The organism is Saprospiraceae bacterium (assembly GCA_016719615.1).
Taxonomy (GTDB): domain Bacteria; phylum Bacteroidota; class Bacteroidia; order Chitinophagales; family Saprospiraceae; genus Vicinibacter.
Map to the genome: position 1 here is coordinate 992,548 of JADJYQ010000001.1, position 14,941 is coordinate 1,007,488.

The 14,941-nt window shown below is 36.2% G+C and carries 12 protein-coding genes and 1 pseudogene; 12 read left to right on the forward strand and 1 reads right to left on the reverse strand.

Annotated elements, in window-relative coordinates:
- Nucleotides 1-30 precede the first annotated feature (30 nt).
- The 6 genes from IPM92_04045 to IPM92_04070 all read left to right on the forward strand — a co-directional run bounded on the left by IPM92_04045 (nucleotide 31) and on the right by IPM92_04070 (nucleotide 7,947).
- Nucleotides 31-1,035, forward strand: coding sequence for a hypothetical protein (locus IPM92_04045; protein ID MBK9107560.1), 1,005 nt, complete (start codon nucleotides 31-33; stop codon nucleotides 1,033-1,035).
- 635 nt (nucleotides 1,036-1,670) lie between these two features.
- Complete coding sequence (locus IPM92_04050) at nucleotides 1,671-2,162, forward strand: UpxY family transcription antiterminator (protein ID MBK9107561.1); 492 nt, start codon at nucleotides 1,671-1,673, stop codon at nucleotides 2,160-2,162.
- A 276-nt stretch (nucleotides 2,163-2,438) separates the two neighbouring features.
- Nucleotides 2,439-3,359 (forward strand): hypothetical protein, encoded by a 921-nt coding sequence (locus IPM92_04055; GenBank protein MBK9107562.1) that lies wholly within the window; start codon nucleotides 2,439-2,441, stop codon nucleotides 3,357-3,359.
- Nucleotides 3,360-3,896: 537 nt separating this feature from the next.
- Nucleotides 3,897-4,814, forward strand: a complete 918-nt coding sequence (locus IPM92_04060; GenBank protein ID MBK9107563.1) for a hypothetical protein — start codon at nucleotides 3,897-3,899, stop codon at nucleotides 4,812-4,814.
- Nucleotides 4,815-4,920: 106 nt separating this feature from the next.
- A complete protein-coding gene (locus IPM92_04065; protein MBK9107564.1) occupies nucleotides 4,921-5,172 on the forward strand; it encodes a hypothetical protein in 252 nt (83 codons plus the stop codon).
- Nucleotides 5,173-5,295: 123 nt separating this feature from the next.
- Nucleotides 5,296-7,947 (forward strand): hypothetical protein, encoded by a 2,652-nt coding sequence (locus IPM92_04070; GenBank protein ID MBK9107565.1) that lies wholly within the window; start codon nucleotides 5,296-5,298, stop codon nucleotides 7,945-7,947.
- 347 nt (nucleotides 7,948-8,294) lie between these two features.
- Here the strand turns inward: IPM92_04070 and IPM92_04075 are convergent, their stop codons facing one another.
- The gene (locus IPM92_04075; protein ID MBK9107566.1) at nucleotides 8,295-8,540 is read right to left on the reverse strand and encodes a hypothetical protein; all 246 of its coding nucleotides are present in this window, start codon (nucleotides 8,538-8,540) and stop codon (nucleotides 8,295-8,297) included.
- Nucleotides 8,541-8,654: 114 nt separating this feature from the next.
- On the opposite strand from IPM92_04075, the gene IPM92_04080 reads away from it, so the two are divergent.
- The 6 genes and pseudogenes from IPM92_04080 (at nucleotide 8,655) to IPM92_04105 (ending at nucleotide 14,906) form a co-directional block, all read left to right on the forward strand.
- Complete coding sequence (locus tag IPM92_04080; GenBank protein MBK9107567.1) at nucleotides 8,655-9,503, forward strand: AraC family transcriptional regulator; 849 nt, start codon at nucleotides 8,655-8,657, stop codon at nucleotides 9,501-9,503.
- A 69-nt stretch (nucleotides 9,504-9,572) separates the two neighbouring features.
- Nucleotides 9,573-10,058 (forward strand): DUF1772 domain-containing protein, encoded by a 486-nt coding sequence (locus IPM92_04085; protein ID MBK9107568.1) that lies wholly within the window; start codon nucleotides 9,573-9,575, stop codon nucleotides 10,056-10,058.
- 426 nt (nucleotides 10,059-10,484) lie between these two features.
- The gene (locus IPM92_04090; protein MBK9107569.1) at nucleotides 10,485-11,456 is read left to right on the forward strand and encodes an endonuclease/exonuclease/phosphatase family protein; all 972 of its coding nucleotides are present in this window, start codon (nucleotides 10,485-10,487) and stop codon (nucleotides 11,454-11,456) included.
- 1,620 nt (nucleotides 11,457-13,076) lie between these two features.
- Nucleotides 13,077-13,531 (forward strand): annotated as a pseudogene (locus tag IPM92_04095) (GNAT family N-acetyltransferase).
- A 28-nt stretch (nucleotides 13,532-13,559) separates the two neighbouring features.
- On the forward strand, nucleotides 13,560-13,898 hold the full coding sequence (locus IPM92_04100; protein ID MBK9107570.1) for a DHCW motif cupin fold protein: 339 nt from the start codon (nucleotides 13,560-13,562) through the stop codon (nucleotides 13,896-13,898).
- A gap of 66 nt (nucleotides 13,899-13,964) precedes the next feature.
- Nucleotides 13,965-14,906 (forward strand): alpha/beta fold hydrolase, encoded by a 942-nt coding sequence (locus IPM92_04105; protein MBK9107571.1) that lies wholly within the window; start codon nucleotides 13,965-13,967, stop codon nucleotides 14,904-14,906.
- Nucleotides 14,907-14,941: the final 35 nt, after the last annotated feature.

The following is a 14,941-nucleotide window of genomic DNA, read 5'->3' on the forward strand; positions in this document are numbered from 1 at the left end:
TGTGGTATTTTTACACTCAAACTAAAGAATATGCAGCTTACCAGATTTTCAAGATTTCTCATTGTTGTTGCCGTCTTGGCCGTGATTTTTCTATTGTATCAGAAATACAGTCCGATGTTGCAGGAAAAATTTGGCGTACAGCCGGGAACAGAGCAGACGACTCTTCCAGAAAACATGCCGCCAGCACAAGCTGAAGGCGAAACTCAGGAATCGGCTACTGCTGCTGAGACAGCTGATTTTCCATACGTAGCTCCCGAGCCGGTGAATGGAAAGTTGAAAGGAGTGGTGGAGTTAGGAGCAGCCGGATTCAATTCATTTATAGTTTTGATCGACGCACAGAAAAACTGGAAACTGCAGAAAGCCGAGTTTGGTTCGAGTCTGGTGCATGAGAACATGGCTACAGATGACGACGTGCGCAACGGATTGAAAAATTATATCCGGGGAATGCTGGATTACGGCGTACCTGGAAAGGATATTCATTTTGTGGTGAGTTCCGGAGCCAAGAGCGAGCCGAGTGTGATGAAGATATCTAAAGGCTTGAAGTCATTGGGATATTTTGTGAACGAAGTGACTGCACAACAAGAAGGAACCTTTGGACTGAATTGTGTCATTCCGGCGACCTTTAGCGACAATTCATTTATGATCGATATAGGTAGTGGTAATACCAAGATCAGCTGGAGATCAGCGAGAGGCATACAGGCCTATGAAAGTGTGGGTTCTAAGTATTTCCAAAAATCGATTTCAGATGAGCAGGCTTACAGCGATGTGCGCAAAGTGATCGCACAGATACCGGCTGCCAACAGAGAATATTGTTTTATCATTGGGGGGATTCCATTTGAATTAGCCAAACAAGTGCGCAACGGAAAAGAGCGTTATACGGTATTAAAAGCACCTGCTGATTATAAAGCAGAAGGCGAGAAGCAGCGCGCCGGAATCAATATTTACAAAGCTATTGCCGATGAGACGGCTTGTAAGACCTTCGTATTCGACTGGGATGCGAATTTTACGATAGGGTTTTTGTTGGGGCTGAAATAGGCTTGTAGGCGTGTAGGCATGTAGGCTTTTAGGAAGAAGTCTGTGAGTCTGATAGTCTGATAGTCTGTTAGTTTAGTAGACAAGTATCATTTTATTCAATTAAATTATTGACTTTTGACTGTTGGTATACTATTGCTCTTTTGATCAACATCCGTTCGTGTCCATGGCGCATAGAAAAAGGAGAATCGTTTTATTTAAACTTAACAGAAAATATTTTTTGCAATTATTGTATAATTGTCGAAAAGATTTAATTTTGTTGTTACCAATCTTAGATCTGACTGCTATGAGTGGTTAGATAACATTCAAACATGTTTCAGTACTTGTGACTGAAGATCGGCGAAGCCGTTTAAAAATTTCGATACATTTCATATTTTATTAATGTCAATAATATGTGGCAAGGTTATAGCCGTGATTTATTTTTTGAATCATAAAAAAAAGGGTGTTTTTCCTGTAGCGAAAGAGGGTTTATCCTGTTTTTAGGAATGTAGATTCCATGAAATTTGTTGATCAGAATTTCTTTTGAATAAAAGGATACGCTGAACGCTGAACTGATCCGGCTTGCAAAAATTTAATTTGATAAGCTTGTCTGAAAAGCGGAAAAGAATTATTTTCGATTAACAAACCAACCACCCCGCATGCTAAGCTGGAGAGTTTTATACGTTCAAGGACGGTATGAATTCACCGTTGAAAAGCAGTTTCAAAAGCTTGGCATCACTCATTATGTACCCAAACTGGAGGTGGAGCGCGTTTGGTCTGATCGCGTAAAAAAATTAAAAGTTCCCGCATTTCCAGGATATGTTTTTGTCAACTTAGACGAAAAGGATCGCAATAAAGTTTTTGATGCCAAAGGCGTAATACATTATGTAAAGTACAACCAGCGGGATGCTACCATCCGCGAAGATGAAATTCAACTGATTCAAAACTGCGGTTCGCGAATCCAGTATTCATCGCTTCAAGAAGTGAATTGGTCGAAAGGCCAAAAGGTGATGGTGACCAGTGGTGTACTGAAAGGTTGTAAGGGCTGTCTGGTAGAAATTTTAGGCAAAAAAACAGTTCAGATAAAACTTGAATATATACCGATGGGATTTTTAGTTGAATTGCCTGTCGATTTATTGGAAGTTTGTTGAATTGATAGGTTTTAATTTTTTTCTTGCCCGGCAGCAGGATGTGACTGGGTGTGGCGAAGCCGTGGGGTTTGTTTAGTACTGAAATTTTTGGCGCAATTTCTAATTCCGAATTTTGAAGGGTATAGGAGAATTTTAGTTGAGAAATCTTGTAAGGAGCTATAATAAGTTTTTTATTCGCATTAATAAATGTGGTGTTTTACCTTTTAATATAAGGTGACTAAAATGTGATTTAGAATGAATATGAAAAGTTTAATTCCTTTAATAAATTGATGAGTTATGGAAAATACAAAACCCTTTTTTCTTGATGCAAAGAAAGCTTTAATTGGTGGATCAATTGCGATCATCTTAAGCCCCGTTTCAATTATTCTTGCTTATTACCTTGGGCAACAATTGGAAAGGCCAAAATTGACATTAACAAATATTGAGCAGCAATTTACTGTAGTTTCAGCAAGTGGATCTAATAATCTAGCACTGCCTGATAGTGTTGTCAATCCTTTGAAAATGAATATTGAACTTTCATTGCTAACGGATTTGGATGCTACTGATTTTGAAAATCAAATGTCAAAGGAAGAAGTAAGTTATGTTTTGGAATCACTTGGAGATGCTAATTTAGCATATGATTTAACATTGAATTTAGTTATGACAAACATTAAGAATATTAATTCCTGGGATGGTAAAAGTGAACTTTTATTGGAATTCATGAATCCTGAATTATTTGGTGGCAAAACACTTTACTCGCTGGCAAAGGAAGATCCGAAAGGAGCGCTTCAAATACTACGAGGTATTAGTCTTAGCGCGGAAAAACGAAAAAGAGAAATAGAGCGATTTGTAAATTATGTCACTCCTTTTATTAATGATAAAACCGAAAAACTTAGGACAGGAGATTTGAATTTTATTGTCGGAATCCTTAACTCAGGCAAAACGGATGCGGTAATTTTTCCAAAGGGTGAGCTTTCGTTTCAAGACAAAATCATTTATTTTACTGCTAAAAGTGTGGCTAATACACCGGGATACTCAGTGATAAATTCTCATTCATTTAAGCAAATTATATATAAACTGGAAAGTTCAGAGGGTAATGCTAAGGACATTGAAGAGTGGAAAGCGATGGTAAAAAATCATGCATCTGCAGAATTTAAGTTCAAGGTAAAGTCAATTGAGAGTGAGATTACTTATTCTTCAAATCTTGAAACTAAGTAAAATTGAATTTTATTCAGGAAATATAAATTTTAAAAGGTATTGAGTACTTAGGCTTTACAAATGCATAATTGTCTTCGTGTGATGTATCAAATATTCAAGAGCTAGATTTTTATATGCAGCATTTAATAAGTACAATATACTGTTTTGTTTGGCTGAAAATTATTTTTAGTTTATCATGGAGACAGATCAAAGTAACACGAATGCAATACTGGCAAGTCTTAATCAGGCCTGGCTTGACCATAGGAGTCTTTGAGCTAAAATTACCTAAAGCATTACTTTAAATCACAATAACGGAAAACACAGGTGAATAAAGCGGCGATCCAGATCCATAAACAAGATGTTGTGTAAATTCCGAGATTGCAAACAGGATTATGGAGTGTGGGCATGTATGCACAATTCCCCTATATAAAAGCCCGGCTTCGTTGAACTCGAAAAGTTGATGACAACTTGTAGAATGGATTTGTATTCCGTAATTTTATCCTGCAATGATCAACTTTCCTTTGTGTTCGCTTCAATCACGAAAATAAAATAAATAATATGAATAAGAAAATCCTCATTTGTTTCTGTTTAACTCTCGGAATCACTTTTAATTTATTTGGACAAAAGAAAAAACCGCCCATGGGTATGTTCATCGCCGAATCTCAATACAAGGATTTCATTCCAATTTCCCCAATGGAATTTGAACAAACTGTAGTGATTTATGATAAATCAAAAAGTAAGTTTGATACTTTATCTATTAAGGAGTTATCGGCGAACAGTGATTTGTGTAGGCAGTTTTTGCCCAACGAAACTGTTTACGCCTCCGTAAAAAAAGTAGACAATTCTGCCGAAGCATCATTTGGTCCCGCCACATTAAGTGGTGAGCAAGGTTCATACACGATTACCATGGATTATGGGAAATTTACAACCTTAAAAATATTAAATGGAACCACTTGTGAAGGGTTTGCAAAAGTTGGAATTGGTATACGAGTTACCGCTCAGATAACTACCTTTAAAGCAGGTGTTGATATTAGTTCCCTTTTTGGACTTGGAATCGCAGCAAAAACCAATCAACTTAGGGGACAACTTAGCGTTGACGTTATTGGTATGGAATCTGGCAAAATTACGGACTTAATAACCCTGCCTATTGACATTAGCGAAGCCTCAATTCAAACAGCCTTGCAATCAATGTCAGCAATCAAATCGAAAATTTATGATGCGGAAACAAGACTTTACCCGCAGATACTTGCAGTAAAACGTGCCAATCAAGGGAATTGCACTGTATTTGAAATTCTTAATACCATTGAAGTCCCAGAAATGACTGCAAGAGATAAGGGCTTTAACGACGGTAGAGCAATGAGAACTCTGATAGACTCTATTAATAGTTTCTATCAAAATAATGGAAAATACCCTAATGGCCTTGACGAAGTAAATGCTCATGCAGCAATCTTGGCCTTAAAAAAAGGAACGTCTTGATTATAGCCTTGATAGCAAAAGGGGTTTATCCTTCGGTTTGCTGGCGCAGATAATCAATTGAACACCCAAGATGACAGACTTTACTATGGCAATTAAAAATTAAAATATGAAAAATGTTGCTTTTTTAACAATAGTCTTTCTTCTGTTTTTTGCTACAAACTGCAAAAAAGAAGTATGCAGAACCTGCATTCGTTGCATTTCATATGATGCCAACTTTGAAATAAAAAATGAAGTAAAGAAATGTGATGTTGACACATTTAACATCAAAAACTACAAGCAAGGTTTCATAGACGGTGCAGTATCAGTAGGTAGGAGTGCGATTTGTTTTGAACTTGGAATTGAATGTGAATGCGAATAATAAAATGAAGCAAAAAAAGCACTCAACGCCAACCGCCGCTAAGCCTAACGCTCAAAGTCAACGCAGGTGGCGGTATGCGGTGTAGATGCCACCGTTAGCAACAAGCAATAATTAACCTAAGACATGGAAGCAACTATATATAAATGTTTTATTGGTTCGCCAGGGGACACTATTGACGAACGCATAGCCTGCAAAGAAATTATACGCCATATAAACAAGACAATTGGCGAGAAATTTAATTTTCGCGTTGAAACACTAATGTGGGAGGATGATAGCAGGCCATCATTTGCTGATGACGGGCAAGCAGTAATAAATCGACAATTACTTTTAAAAGAATATCACGTGTTTATAGGAATAATGTGGTCAAGGTTCGGCTCGCCGACTGATAGGGCTGAATCAGGAACAGTCGAAGAATTTGAAGACGCGTATAGTAAATATGAGTCACGAAAAGATATTGAAATATGTATGTATTTCAACAAAAAGATATACCACAGAGTAATATGGATCCTGAACATATCGCCAAGGTATTCCAATTTAAAAAAACGTGTGGCTTCGCTTGGTGGATTTTACAATGAGTATATTGGAACCGAACAATTCAAAGATAATTTAAGACTGCCTCTTACAAAGTCCTTTTTAGAGGAATTAGATTTATCTAAAAACGAAAGAATAATTGAAATTCAGACGGAGGAAAAGAATGATGTTATTACAAAACTTCTTAACGAGAATTTATCGAATACCCTTAGTGTTTTTGATGGTTACAATCCATGTTGGATAGAGCCAATTTTGTGTAAAACAGACCAAATATCTTCCAATTATGTAGATAATTTTAATGCACGTATTGATTTAAATGAAATAATAGACACTCCAAAATCTATTATTATTAAATCGCCTCCACAATTTGGTTTGACCTCTTTAGCTCGTTATTTTATTTTAAAGGCGTGGCTGAATAATGATATATGGTTATACATAGATGCAAAGGACATAAATCGCAATTCAATCGAAAAAGGTATAGTTAATGAATTAAGACGAAATTTTCAAACCGATAATATTACCTTGATAAAATGTATTGTGTTAGACTCTTGGAAAGTTTCTTTGCATGGCGGCATGAGATTGTTAAGGAACATAACAAATACTTTTAAGAATACACCAATAATAGTAATGCAAACCATAGAGTCTGCAGAGTTTTTAAATGATTCACAGTCCGAAAAAATTGAAAGAGAATTTGAAATAATGCATTTGCTTGCATTGCCCAAGACAGAAATCAGAAAAATGGTTTCTTCTTATAATGAAATAAAATACATTCAAGACGAAGACAAATTATTGAATAAAATTGTTTTAGATCTAGATACATTAAATATTCATAGGACTCCATTAAATTGTTTGACTTTGTTAAAAGTAAGCGAAAAGTATTTTGATGAGCGAACTGTAAATCGATCTGATATGCTCAACAAAGTGCTTTTTATTTTATTCGATTTAAATGCAGATATTGGTTATTCAAGTATACCTGATTTGAAAGACTGTGAGTTCGTAATTGGCGCTTTATGTGAAGACTTGATTCGCAGGGATAAATATCATTTTACAAAGGATGAGTTTTTGTTATTTTCAAAAAAGACTTGTGCAGAAAGTTATATCACACTTAATACTAAAACCTTGTTTGAAATATTGAATTCAAACGGCATCATTGAAGAAAAATCTAATGTATTTACATTCCGAGCAAGATATTGGTTATTTTATTTTGCTGCCAATAGAATGCATGCAAATCCAGATTTTTGTAAATTCATTTTTGAGTCGGGAAAATACGTGAATTATCCTGAAATAATTGAATTTTACACTGGAATTGATAGGCGAAGAACCGATGCAATCTCGATACTAAATAATGATTTAAAACTAACATGTAATGACGTATTGAATAAGCTAGGTATTCCTCAACATGTAGATCCATATTTGAAAGTAGAATGGAATCCGTCTAATGAGAGTATAGAAAAAGCTCGTGATGAAATTAACAAAAATGTCCAGGCTTCAAAACTACCACCACAAATTAAAGACCAGCACGCAGACTCACGACAAAATCAATTAAGACCTTACGACCAAGGTATTTACACAATTCTAAATGAATACTCTTTAGCTGTATTGATGAGAAAAATAGTTGCTTCATCTAGAGCACTAAGAAATAGTGATTATGCGAACTCAAATGTGAAAAAAGCGATGATAGATTCAATTATTACGAGCTATGAGCAAGTAGCTAAAGCGTTAATGATATTAACTCCTGAATTGGCAATTAAAGGGCGAGCGGCTTATGAAGGTCAATCTTTTAATCTTGAAGGCGATTTTGGAGACTCGGTGGACGAAAGAATTAATATGATTTTGCAACATATTCCCGGAAATATCATTAAGTTTTTTAAAGATGATATTAACAGTGAAAAAATGGGTCCCTTATTATTAGATAAATTTGAACAAGAAAAGATTCCTCTCAACAAACATATATTAGCTTTACTTATTATAAGTATGAGATTCCACGGATGGAGAAAAAGTATTGAAAACTATATAGGCAAATTAAAAAATAATTCCTTTTATCTCTTTGATTTAATGGGTCATTTAAGGCACCTATATTTTTATGATTATTCAAACGACACCGAACTAGCTACAATGAAACATTTGCTATTACTTGGTTATTCAAGACATGAATTTGGGAACTCGAATCCACCAAAAGCAACTATGATTAAATTAGCTCAACAGCTTTTTAAGAGGCCAGATGATAAGGAGAGCCAAGATTAAATTGCGAGTTGACAACAACTAAGTTTTCCTTGGGCACGCAGCACAAACAATGTAAACGCCTTTGATCTAAACCTGGGGTAGTTTATGTTGGGACGCCTGGAGTGGATTGAAATCTATGGGGATGTCGTGCTAAAAAACGAATTGGTTACAGAATGATTTGCAATAGATTAGAGTTTTGAAAATGTTTATTTTGATCTGAGTTTTCATTTTAGGCCATAAATTGTTCTGTGAATAAAATAGGAAGCCATGCCTAACAGCAAAAGTCATTAAGCCGAGCAGAGTGATGGATGCTGCAAGCGAGTATTCCAGCCAAAGTGAGCCACCAATTCCGGTGCAAAATGAGCCACTCATGGCAGTATAATCTGAGTACAATTTTGAGGAGCTAATAAAATCTGATGGACACCCATCATGGGCAAAACATCAGGCGGATCACCACCAGGCTCTACACAAAGTAGATCGACATACCCGAATGTAAATTCCGAGACCGCAAATAGGATTAAGGAGAGTGGGCATGCAGGCACAATTCCCTTATAGTAATGCCCGGCTTCGTTCAACTCGAAAAGTTGATGACTGCTAGTAGAATTGATTTCCATTCCGTAATTTTATCCTGCAATCATCAACTTTCCTTCGTGTTCACAGCAATCTTGGAATGCCCGATAAAACACAAATAAGAATAAATTACTTACCATTGCTCTTGTACGTAAAAAATGAACAAGCTGTTACCAAATATCCGTACTGAAAAATGCAACATTCATCCTGCATTACGTTCGCTGTTAAGGCATGTCGTAATTATCGAAGCTGATTTCGGCAATGTTCCTGTAAGTTTGGAAGGTAATTTTATGCCCTCGCCCGACCAGACCATGTTCATCAATCTTTATACCCGATTCAAGTCTAAAAAATCAGGAGAACACAATTTCAATACGGTTACTTCCTGTACAATAATAGGAGCACAAATTACTCCCTTCAAACTATTGGTAGAAGAAAGTCATAAAGCCGTATCAATTATTTTTCAACCCGGCGGATTAAACCGGTTTTTGAATATTCCAATGACAGAAATATTTGACAATGGGTACAATGCCAGGGAAGTTATTGGCAAAGAGATAGAAGAACTTATAGATAAATCTCACGACACTAGTTCTAGAGACGAATTGGATAGTATTGTACAGTCGTATTTTCTCGGAAAACTATCTCAGGTCAAAGAACCCTTACCCATTGATTATGCCTTGCAATTCCTGTCGGTAAACCATAACACAAATATCGACCGGATTGCAGGATTGGCTTGTATGAGTATCCGTAATTTTGAGCGAAAATGTAAAGAACGACTGGGTATGTCTGCCAAGATGTACGCACGAATTTCCAGATTTCATAAGGCATATAAAATTCTCGAAAGCCGAAAGACAATATCCTGGGCAAATTTGGTATATGAATTAGGATATTACGACCAAATGCACTTTATCAAGGATTTTAAAGAGTTTTCTAAACTCACACCCACCCTTGCTCACAAAGATTTATCGGGAGAACATATGCAGTTTCAGCTTGACTGGGACAAAATTTGACTTTGTCGATTTTTTACTATCACCATTTTCTTTTCAGATCTATTTTTGATGTAACAAAGATCACTAAATATGAAAAGGTTTGTTCTTTATGCATCTGTTGCATTTTCAAGCGGTTTGTTTTTTGCCAATATTTACAATTCTATAGTCAATGCAGCCAACTGGGAAAGCAACGTCCCTTATTCCATAACAGCTACCAGGGATTTTTTTGTAGTTGCAAATCCTGGTACCTTTTTTCAACTGATAGATCCTACAAATCTGATATTGATTGCAATTACATTAATTTTATTTTGGAAAAAATCAACTTCCATACGGCTGTATTTGAGTATAGCATTACTTTGCTATATAAGCTCTATGATTTTAACTTTTACCTATTTTTATCCCAGAAATGAGATTATGTTTCTTTCCGAACAGCTTCCCGATACAGAGACGCTCAAAAGAGTTGCATCTGAATGGGGACGAATGAACTGGGTAAGGTCTTTGATATGGCTGGTAGGTCTTGTTTGTTCTTTCTTAGCTTTGGACAAAGCCTCTTCAAGCACACAAAAACCATCTTAATTGCTTAATGCAATCTATTTAATAATGCTATCTGCGAGCGAAAAGACTGCCGCTAAATAACTAAGTTTTCGTAACGCAGGCTGTGCGAACAATGTAAACGCCATAAACCGAAACTTGCTGTAGTTTATATTGGGATGCCTGGAGTGAATATCAATCTTCGGGGATATCGTGCGAAAGAAAGGATTGTTTTATGAATATTGTGTCATTTTATCTCCGTTGCAGCTCTTGAAGTTTTCCTCTTTTCCAATTTCTGATCGGAAATCTTTGTTTCATTCAATTGGCTCAATAAAGAATTAATCATTACTTCAAATTGGATCTCAAATTATACGACACACAGTGGCTAATTTTAATCCGGAATCAGTGATTCACTTTGGCATCGACACTCAAGATTCTAAAGTATTTTAATAAATCTTAAAAAACATAACAATGGAACAATACAGCATTTCTTTTTGGAATCTGGAGAATTTATTTGACATTCAAGGTTCGCCAAGAAGGTCGGATAAATTGGATAGAGCCATTGGCAATGATTTGACTGGTTGGGACCAGACTCAATTGGACCTTAAAATTCAACAGTTGGTTGCTATCATTCAGCAGCTGAATTCGGGTCAAGGGCCTGATATTTTAGGTGTCTGCGAAGTAGAGAACAAACACGTTTTGGATTTATTGGTTCAAGCGCTAAACCTGCCGAATAGAAATTATGCCGTCATCCATTCTGATACCAACGATCAAAGAGGTATTGATGTCGCTATTATTTATGACCAGACGCGTTTTAACATGGAGCCCAATATGATTTTCAATCATGTCGTGATGCGGCGAACCGCTACGCGGGATATTCTCCAGGTTAATTTTATGACGGTGGCCGGCAACCGTCGTTTGGTGATCATTGTAAACCATTGGCCTTCGCGCAGTGGGGGCCAATATGAATCTGAAGGGTATCGTCAAATAGCAGGTGAGACCCTCGCTTATTTTCATCATCGCATTATGGAAATACACGGCCGGGACACGCCAGTTCTGGCCATGGGCGATTTTAACGACGAGCCTTTCGATAAAGCGCTTACTAATTTTGCATTGTCACTCAGAAGCAAAAACAGAGTTGTGAATGGGACGAATCCTTATTTCCTAAATATGATGTGGCCCCTTATGGATGAAGGCGTTGGGTCTTTCTTTTTTAATAATCAGCCTAATCTCTTAGACCAGTTCCTTGCAAATGCGAATCTTCTTAAAACAAGCGCTCAAATAAAAGCGAAACCGGCTTCAGTTCAAATTAATAACTTCCCGGAAATGGTCGGATCCGGTCAATACCCCTCGCCAATTCCTTTTGGGGGCATGGGAAAACCCATTAATCCTGATGGTTTTAGTGATCACTTTCCTATCACTTTGGAATTAGAAGAAAATTAAACTTGAGGTTTAAAATTTAAGGAAATCGCATAGGTCAATTTTATTTCACTCAGCTTCAAAACCTATCCAATCGGTTTGAATCATAATTCAAACTCATCTAACCTCTCTCCAATACGCAATTTCATTACCTAAGCCGAAAACATGCTTTCTGCGCATCTTACTTTAACAGCAATTAAAGTAAAGCTGCTGTTTTAAAGAAAATTCGCCTGAATATTTAAATCAGCAAATGGAAACTTGGCTTTAATATGTTTCTGATTTTGCAATTGAGACTCCAAAATATCTTATTCACCATGCTGGAAGCCGGCTTCAGCCGGAATAAAAAGCGAACACTCAAAAATGTGGAATCAAAACCGAAAATCCAAAGAAACGTGAATTGAACCGGAAACCATAAATAGGAATGGGTTTCAACCCATTCCGAAACGAAATGCAAAACGCAATCCATTTCAAAAATGAAATCATAAAAAGAACATCAAACCCCGGAAGCCGGCTTCAGCCGGAATAAAAAGCGAACACTCAAAAATGCGGAATCAAAACCGAAAATCCAAAGAAACATGAATTGAACTGGAAACCATAAATAGGAATGGGTTTCAACCCATTCCGAAACGAAATGCAAAAAACGAAACCCAAAACGAAAACAAATTCCGAAACGAAATGCAAAACGCAATCCATTTCAAAAATGAAATCATAAACGGAACATCAAACCCCGGAAGCCGGCTTCAGCCGGAATAAAAAACGAACACTCAAAAAAGTGGAATCAAAACCGAAAATCCAAAGAAACTTGAATTGAACCGGAAACCATAAATAGGAATGGGTTTCAACCCATTCCGAAACGAAATGCAAAACGCAATCCATTTCAAAAATGAAATCATAAAAGGAACATCAAACCCCGGAAGCCGGCTTCAGCCGGAATAAAAAACGAACACTCAAAAATGCGGAATCAAAACCGAAAATCCAAAGAAACTTGAATTGAACCGGAAACCATAAATAGGAATGGGTTTCAACCCATTCCGAAATGAAATGCAAAACGCAATCCATTTCAAAAATGAAATCATAAAAGGAACATCAAACCCCAGATGCCGGCTTCAGCCGGAATAAAAAGCGAACACTCAAAAATGTGGAATCAAAACCGAAAATCCAAAGAAACATGAATTGAACCGGAAACCATAAATAGGAATGGGTTTCAACCCATTCCGAAACGAAAAATAAAAAACGAAATGCAAAACGAAAACAAATTCCGAAACGAAATGCAAAACGCAATCCATTTCAAAATGAAATCATAAAAGGAACATCAAACCCCGGAAGCCGGCTTCAGCCGGAATAAAAAGCGAACACTCAAAAAAGTGGAATCAAAACCGAAAATCCAAGGAATCATGAATTGAACCGGAAACCATAAATAGGAATGGGTTTCAACCCATTCCGAAACGAAATGCAAAACGCAATCCATAACGAAACTGTAAACTAAATCAAAAATGATTTCCAAATTGCAATGAAGCTTTATTGTTATGGTTATATTTCCTAAATTTGTTGAGCCAAATTTACCCTTGTACTTTATTATAATTTTGAATGATCATGAAAAACAACAACTTAAAAAGCTAAAATAGATCTGGTAATTAATCAACAATGGAAATAATCGAAGTCACTTTTGACAGTTTTTTAATTACGACGGACAAGTCAAAAATGGATATTGCTGCAATTCACGACTTTCTATCAAAATATGCGGGTTGGTGTGACAACATTCCTTTTGAAACCGTAAAGACTTCTATTGACAATTCTCTAAACTTCGGACTATTTCATAATAACAAACAAATAGGATTTGCAAGAGTCATATCCGACCTTTCAACGATTGCTTATTTAGGAGACATTTATATTTTGGACGATTATCGGGGTCTCGGGCTTTCCAAAAACTAATGGACATCGTAATGGGTCACCCAGGTTTACAAAAGCTGAGACGATGGATATTATTGACTTCCACAGCAGATTGGCTTTACGAAAAGTATGGCTTTACCAAATTGCCTATGCCGGAAATATATATGGAATTATTTGACCCAAATGTTTATAAAATAGGCAAGCAATAACTTTACATTTAAATTATCGATAAAACCTATGAGTAATATTCCATTTCAAACCATAGATTGGAATTCAGTTGAAAAAATTGAATATAAAGGAGAATCAGGTACTGCAATTTGGCAGACCATGTTATTTAATGGACTTAGAATAAGGATTGTAGAATATTCAGACGGCTATTTGGCAGACCACTGGTGTCAAAAAGGACATATCGTTTATTGTTTAGAAGGAGAATTTATTAGCAAATTAAGTACGGGTGAAAAAATTAAATTAATAAAAGGAGAAACATATATAGTATCTGATGGACTTAGTTCACATCGTTCTATATCTGAAAAATGGGTAAAACTTCTTATCATTGACGGTGATTTTTTAAAATAAATGAAAGAAGTTTTGAAATTGATGGTCGTGCTCCTAAAAATAACATTCTTTTAATTTCATTGCAGTATGTTAAAACTTTGGTCAGCAATTTTAATGACATCGATGGCAGCCTTTTTCTTTTCAGCTTCTCTTTGGGCGCAGGAAAATGTAACTATAATTTCTGGCGGAATTGAATTATCGGGGACTTTAGAGCTGGCTAAAAAGAAAACAAATAAGGCTATCTTGATTATTTCCGGATCAGGACAAACGGATAGAGATGGAAATACTAAACCACTATATGTAAATGATGCCCTCAAAAAACTTGCCTTAGAATTATCAAATTTGGGATATACCAGTTTGCGATATGACAAGAGAGGTGTTGGTAAAAGTTTATCAGATTTAGTATCTTACGAATCCTTGCGTTTTGAAGATTACGTCACGGATGCAACAAATTGGATTTCTTATTTAAAAAAAGAATATTCTGATATCGCCGTCATTGGGCATAGTCAAGGCGCATTGGTTGCTATGTTGGCAATTCAAAATAATCCGGTTAACAAATTCATCTCCTTAGCCGGGCTTACAGACGATCTCTATACTACTTTGAAAAGGCAATTATCAAACAAGCCCAATTTTGTAAAGGATGCAGCTTTTCCTATTTTGGATAGCCTGAAAAGAGGTGTAAAAGTTGATAGTGTCCCTTCATTTCTGCAAAGTCTGATGGGTCCCGCTGTCCAAAATTATTTTTTGTCATTTATGAAATATGAGCCAAGAGAGGAAATTAAAAAACTTGGCATCCCTATTTTAATAATTCAAGGTACTACCGACTTACAAATAACGGTTGAAGGTGCTACAGAAATGAGTAAGCTCACAAACTTAGCGAGCTTAAAAGTAATAATAGGTATGAATCATGTGCTCAGAAAAAGCACTGCCGATGCATCTGAAAATATGGCAACTTATAACAATGCCGAATTGCCGCTTCACAATGAGTTGATTGGTGAAATAAAGGCTTTTTTGAAAGATAAAAATTAAACAAATAATTGCATACTACTTGCATATTTAAGACA

What these genes read in the sequence shown, in the direction of transcription:
- IPM92_04045 (MBK9107560.1), top strand. Translation starts at nt 31, where the DNA reads ATGCAGCTTACCAGATTTTCAAGATTTCTCATTGTTGTTGCCGTCTTG.
- IPM92_04055 (MBK9107562.1), top strand. Translation starts at nt 2,439, where the DNA reads ATGGAAAATACAAAACCCTTTTTTCTTGATGCAAAGAAAGCTTTAATT.
- IPM92_04065 (MBK9107564.1), top strand. Translation starts at nt 4,921, where the DNA reads ATGAAAAATGTTGCTTTTTTAACAATAGTCTTTCTTCTGTTTTTTGCT.
- IPM92_04090 (MBK9107569.1), top strand. Translation starts at nt 10,485, where the DNA reads ATGGAACAATACAGCATTTCTTTTTGGAATCTGGAGAATTTATTTGAC.
- IPM92_04060 (MBK9107563.1), top strand. Translation starts at nt 3,897, where the DNA reads ATGAATAAGAAAATCCTCATTTGTTTCTGTTTAACTCTCGGAATCACT.
- IPM92_04085 (MBK9107568.1), top strand. Translation starts at nt 9,573, where the DNA reads ATGAAAAGGTTTGTTCTTTATGCATCTGTTGCATTTTCAAGCGGTTTG.
- IPM92_04075 (MBK9107566.1), bottom strand. Translation starts at nt 8,540, where the DNA reads ATGGAAATCAATTCTACTAGCAGTCATCAACTTTTCGAGTTGAACGAA.
- IPM92_04080 (MBK9107567.1), top strand. Translation starts at nt 8,655, where the DNA reads ATGAACAAGCTGTTACCAAATATCCGTACTGAAAAATGCAACATTCAT.
- IPM92_04105 (MBK9107571.1), top strand. Translation starts at nt 13,965, where the DNA reads ATGTTAAAACTTTGGTCAGCAATTTTAATGACATCGATGGCAGCCTTT.
- IPM92_04100 (MBK9107570.1), top strand. Translation starts at nt 13,560, where the DNA reads ATGAGTAATATTCCATTTCAAACCATAGATTGGAATTCAGTTGAAAAA.
- IPM92_04070 (MBK9107565.1), top strand. Translation starts at nt 5,296, where the DNA reads ATGGAAGCAACTATATATAAATGTTTTATTGGTTCGCCAGGGGACACT.
- IPM92_04050 (MBK9107561.1), top strand. Translation starts at nt 1,671, where the DNA reads ATGCTAAGCTGGAGAGTTTTATACGTTCAAGGACGGTATGAATTCACC.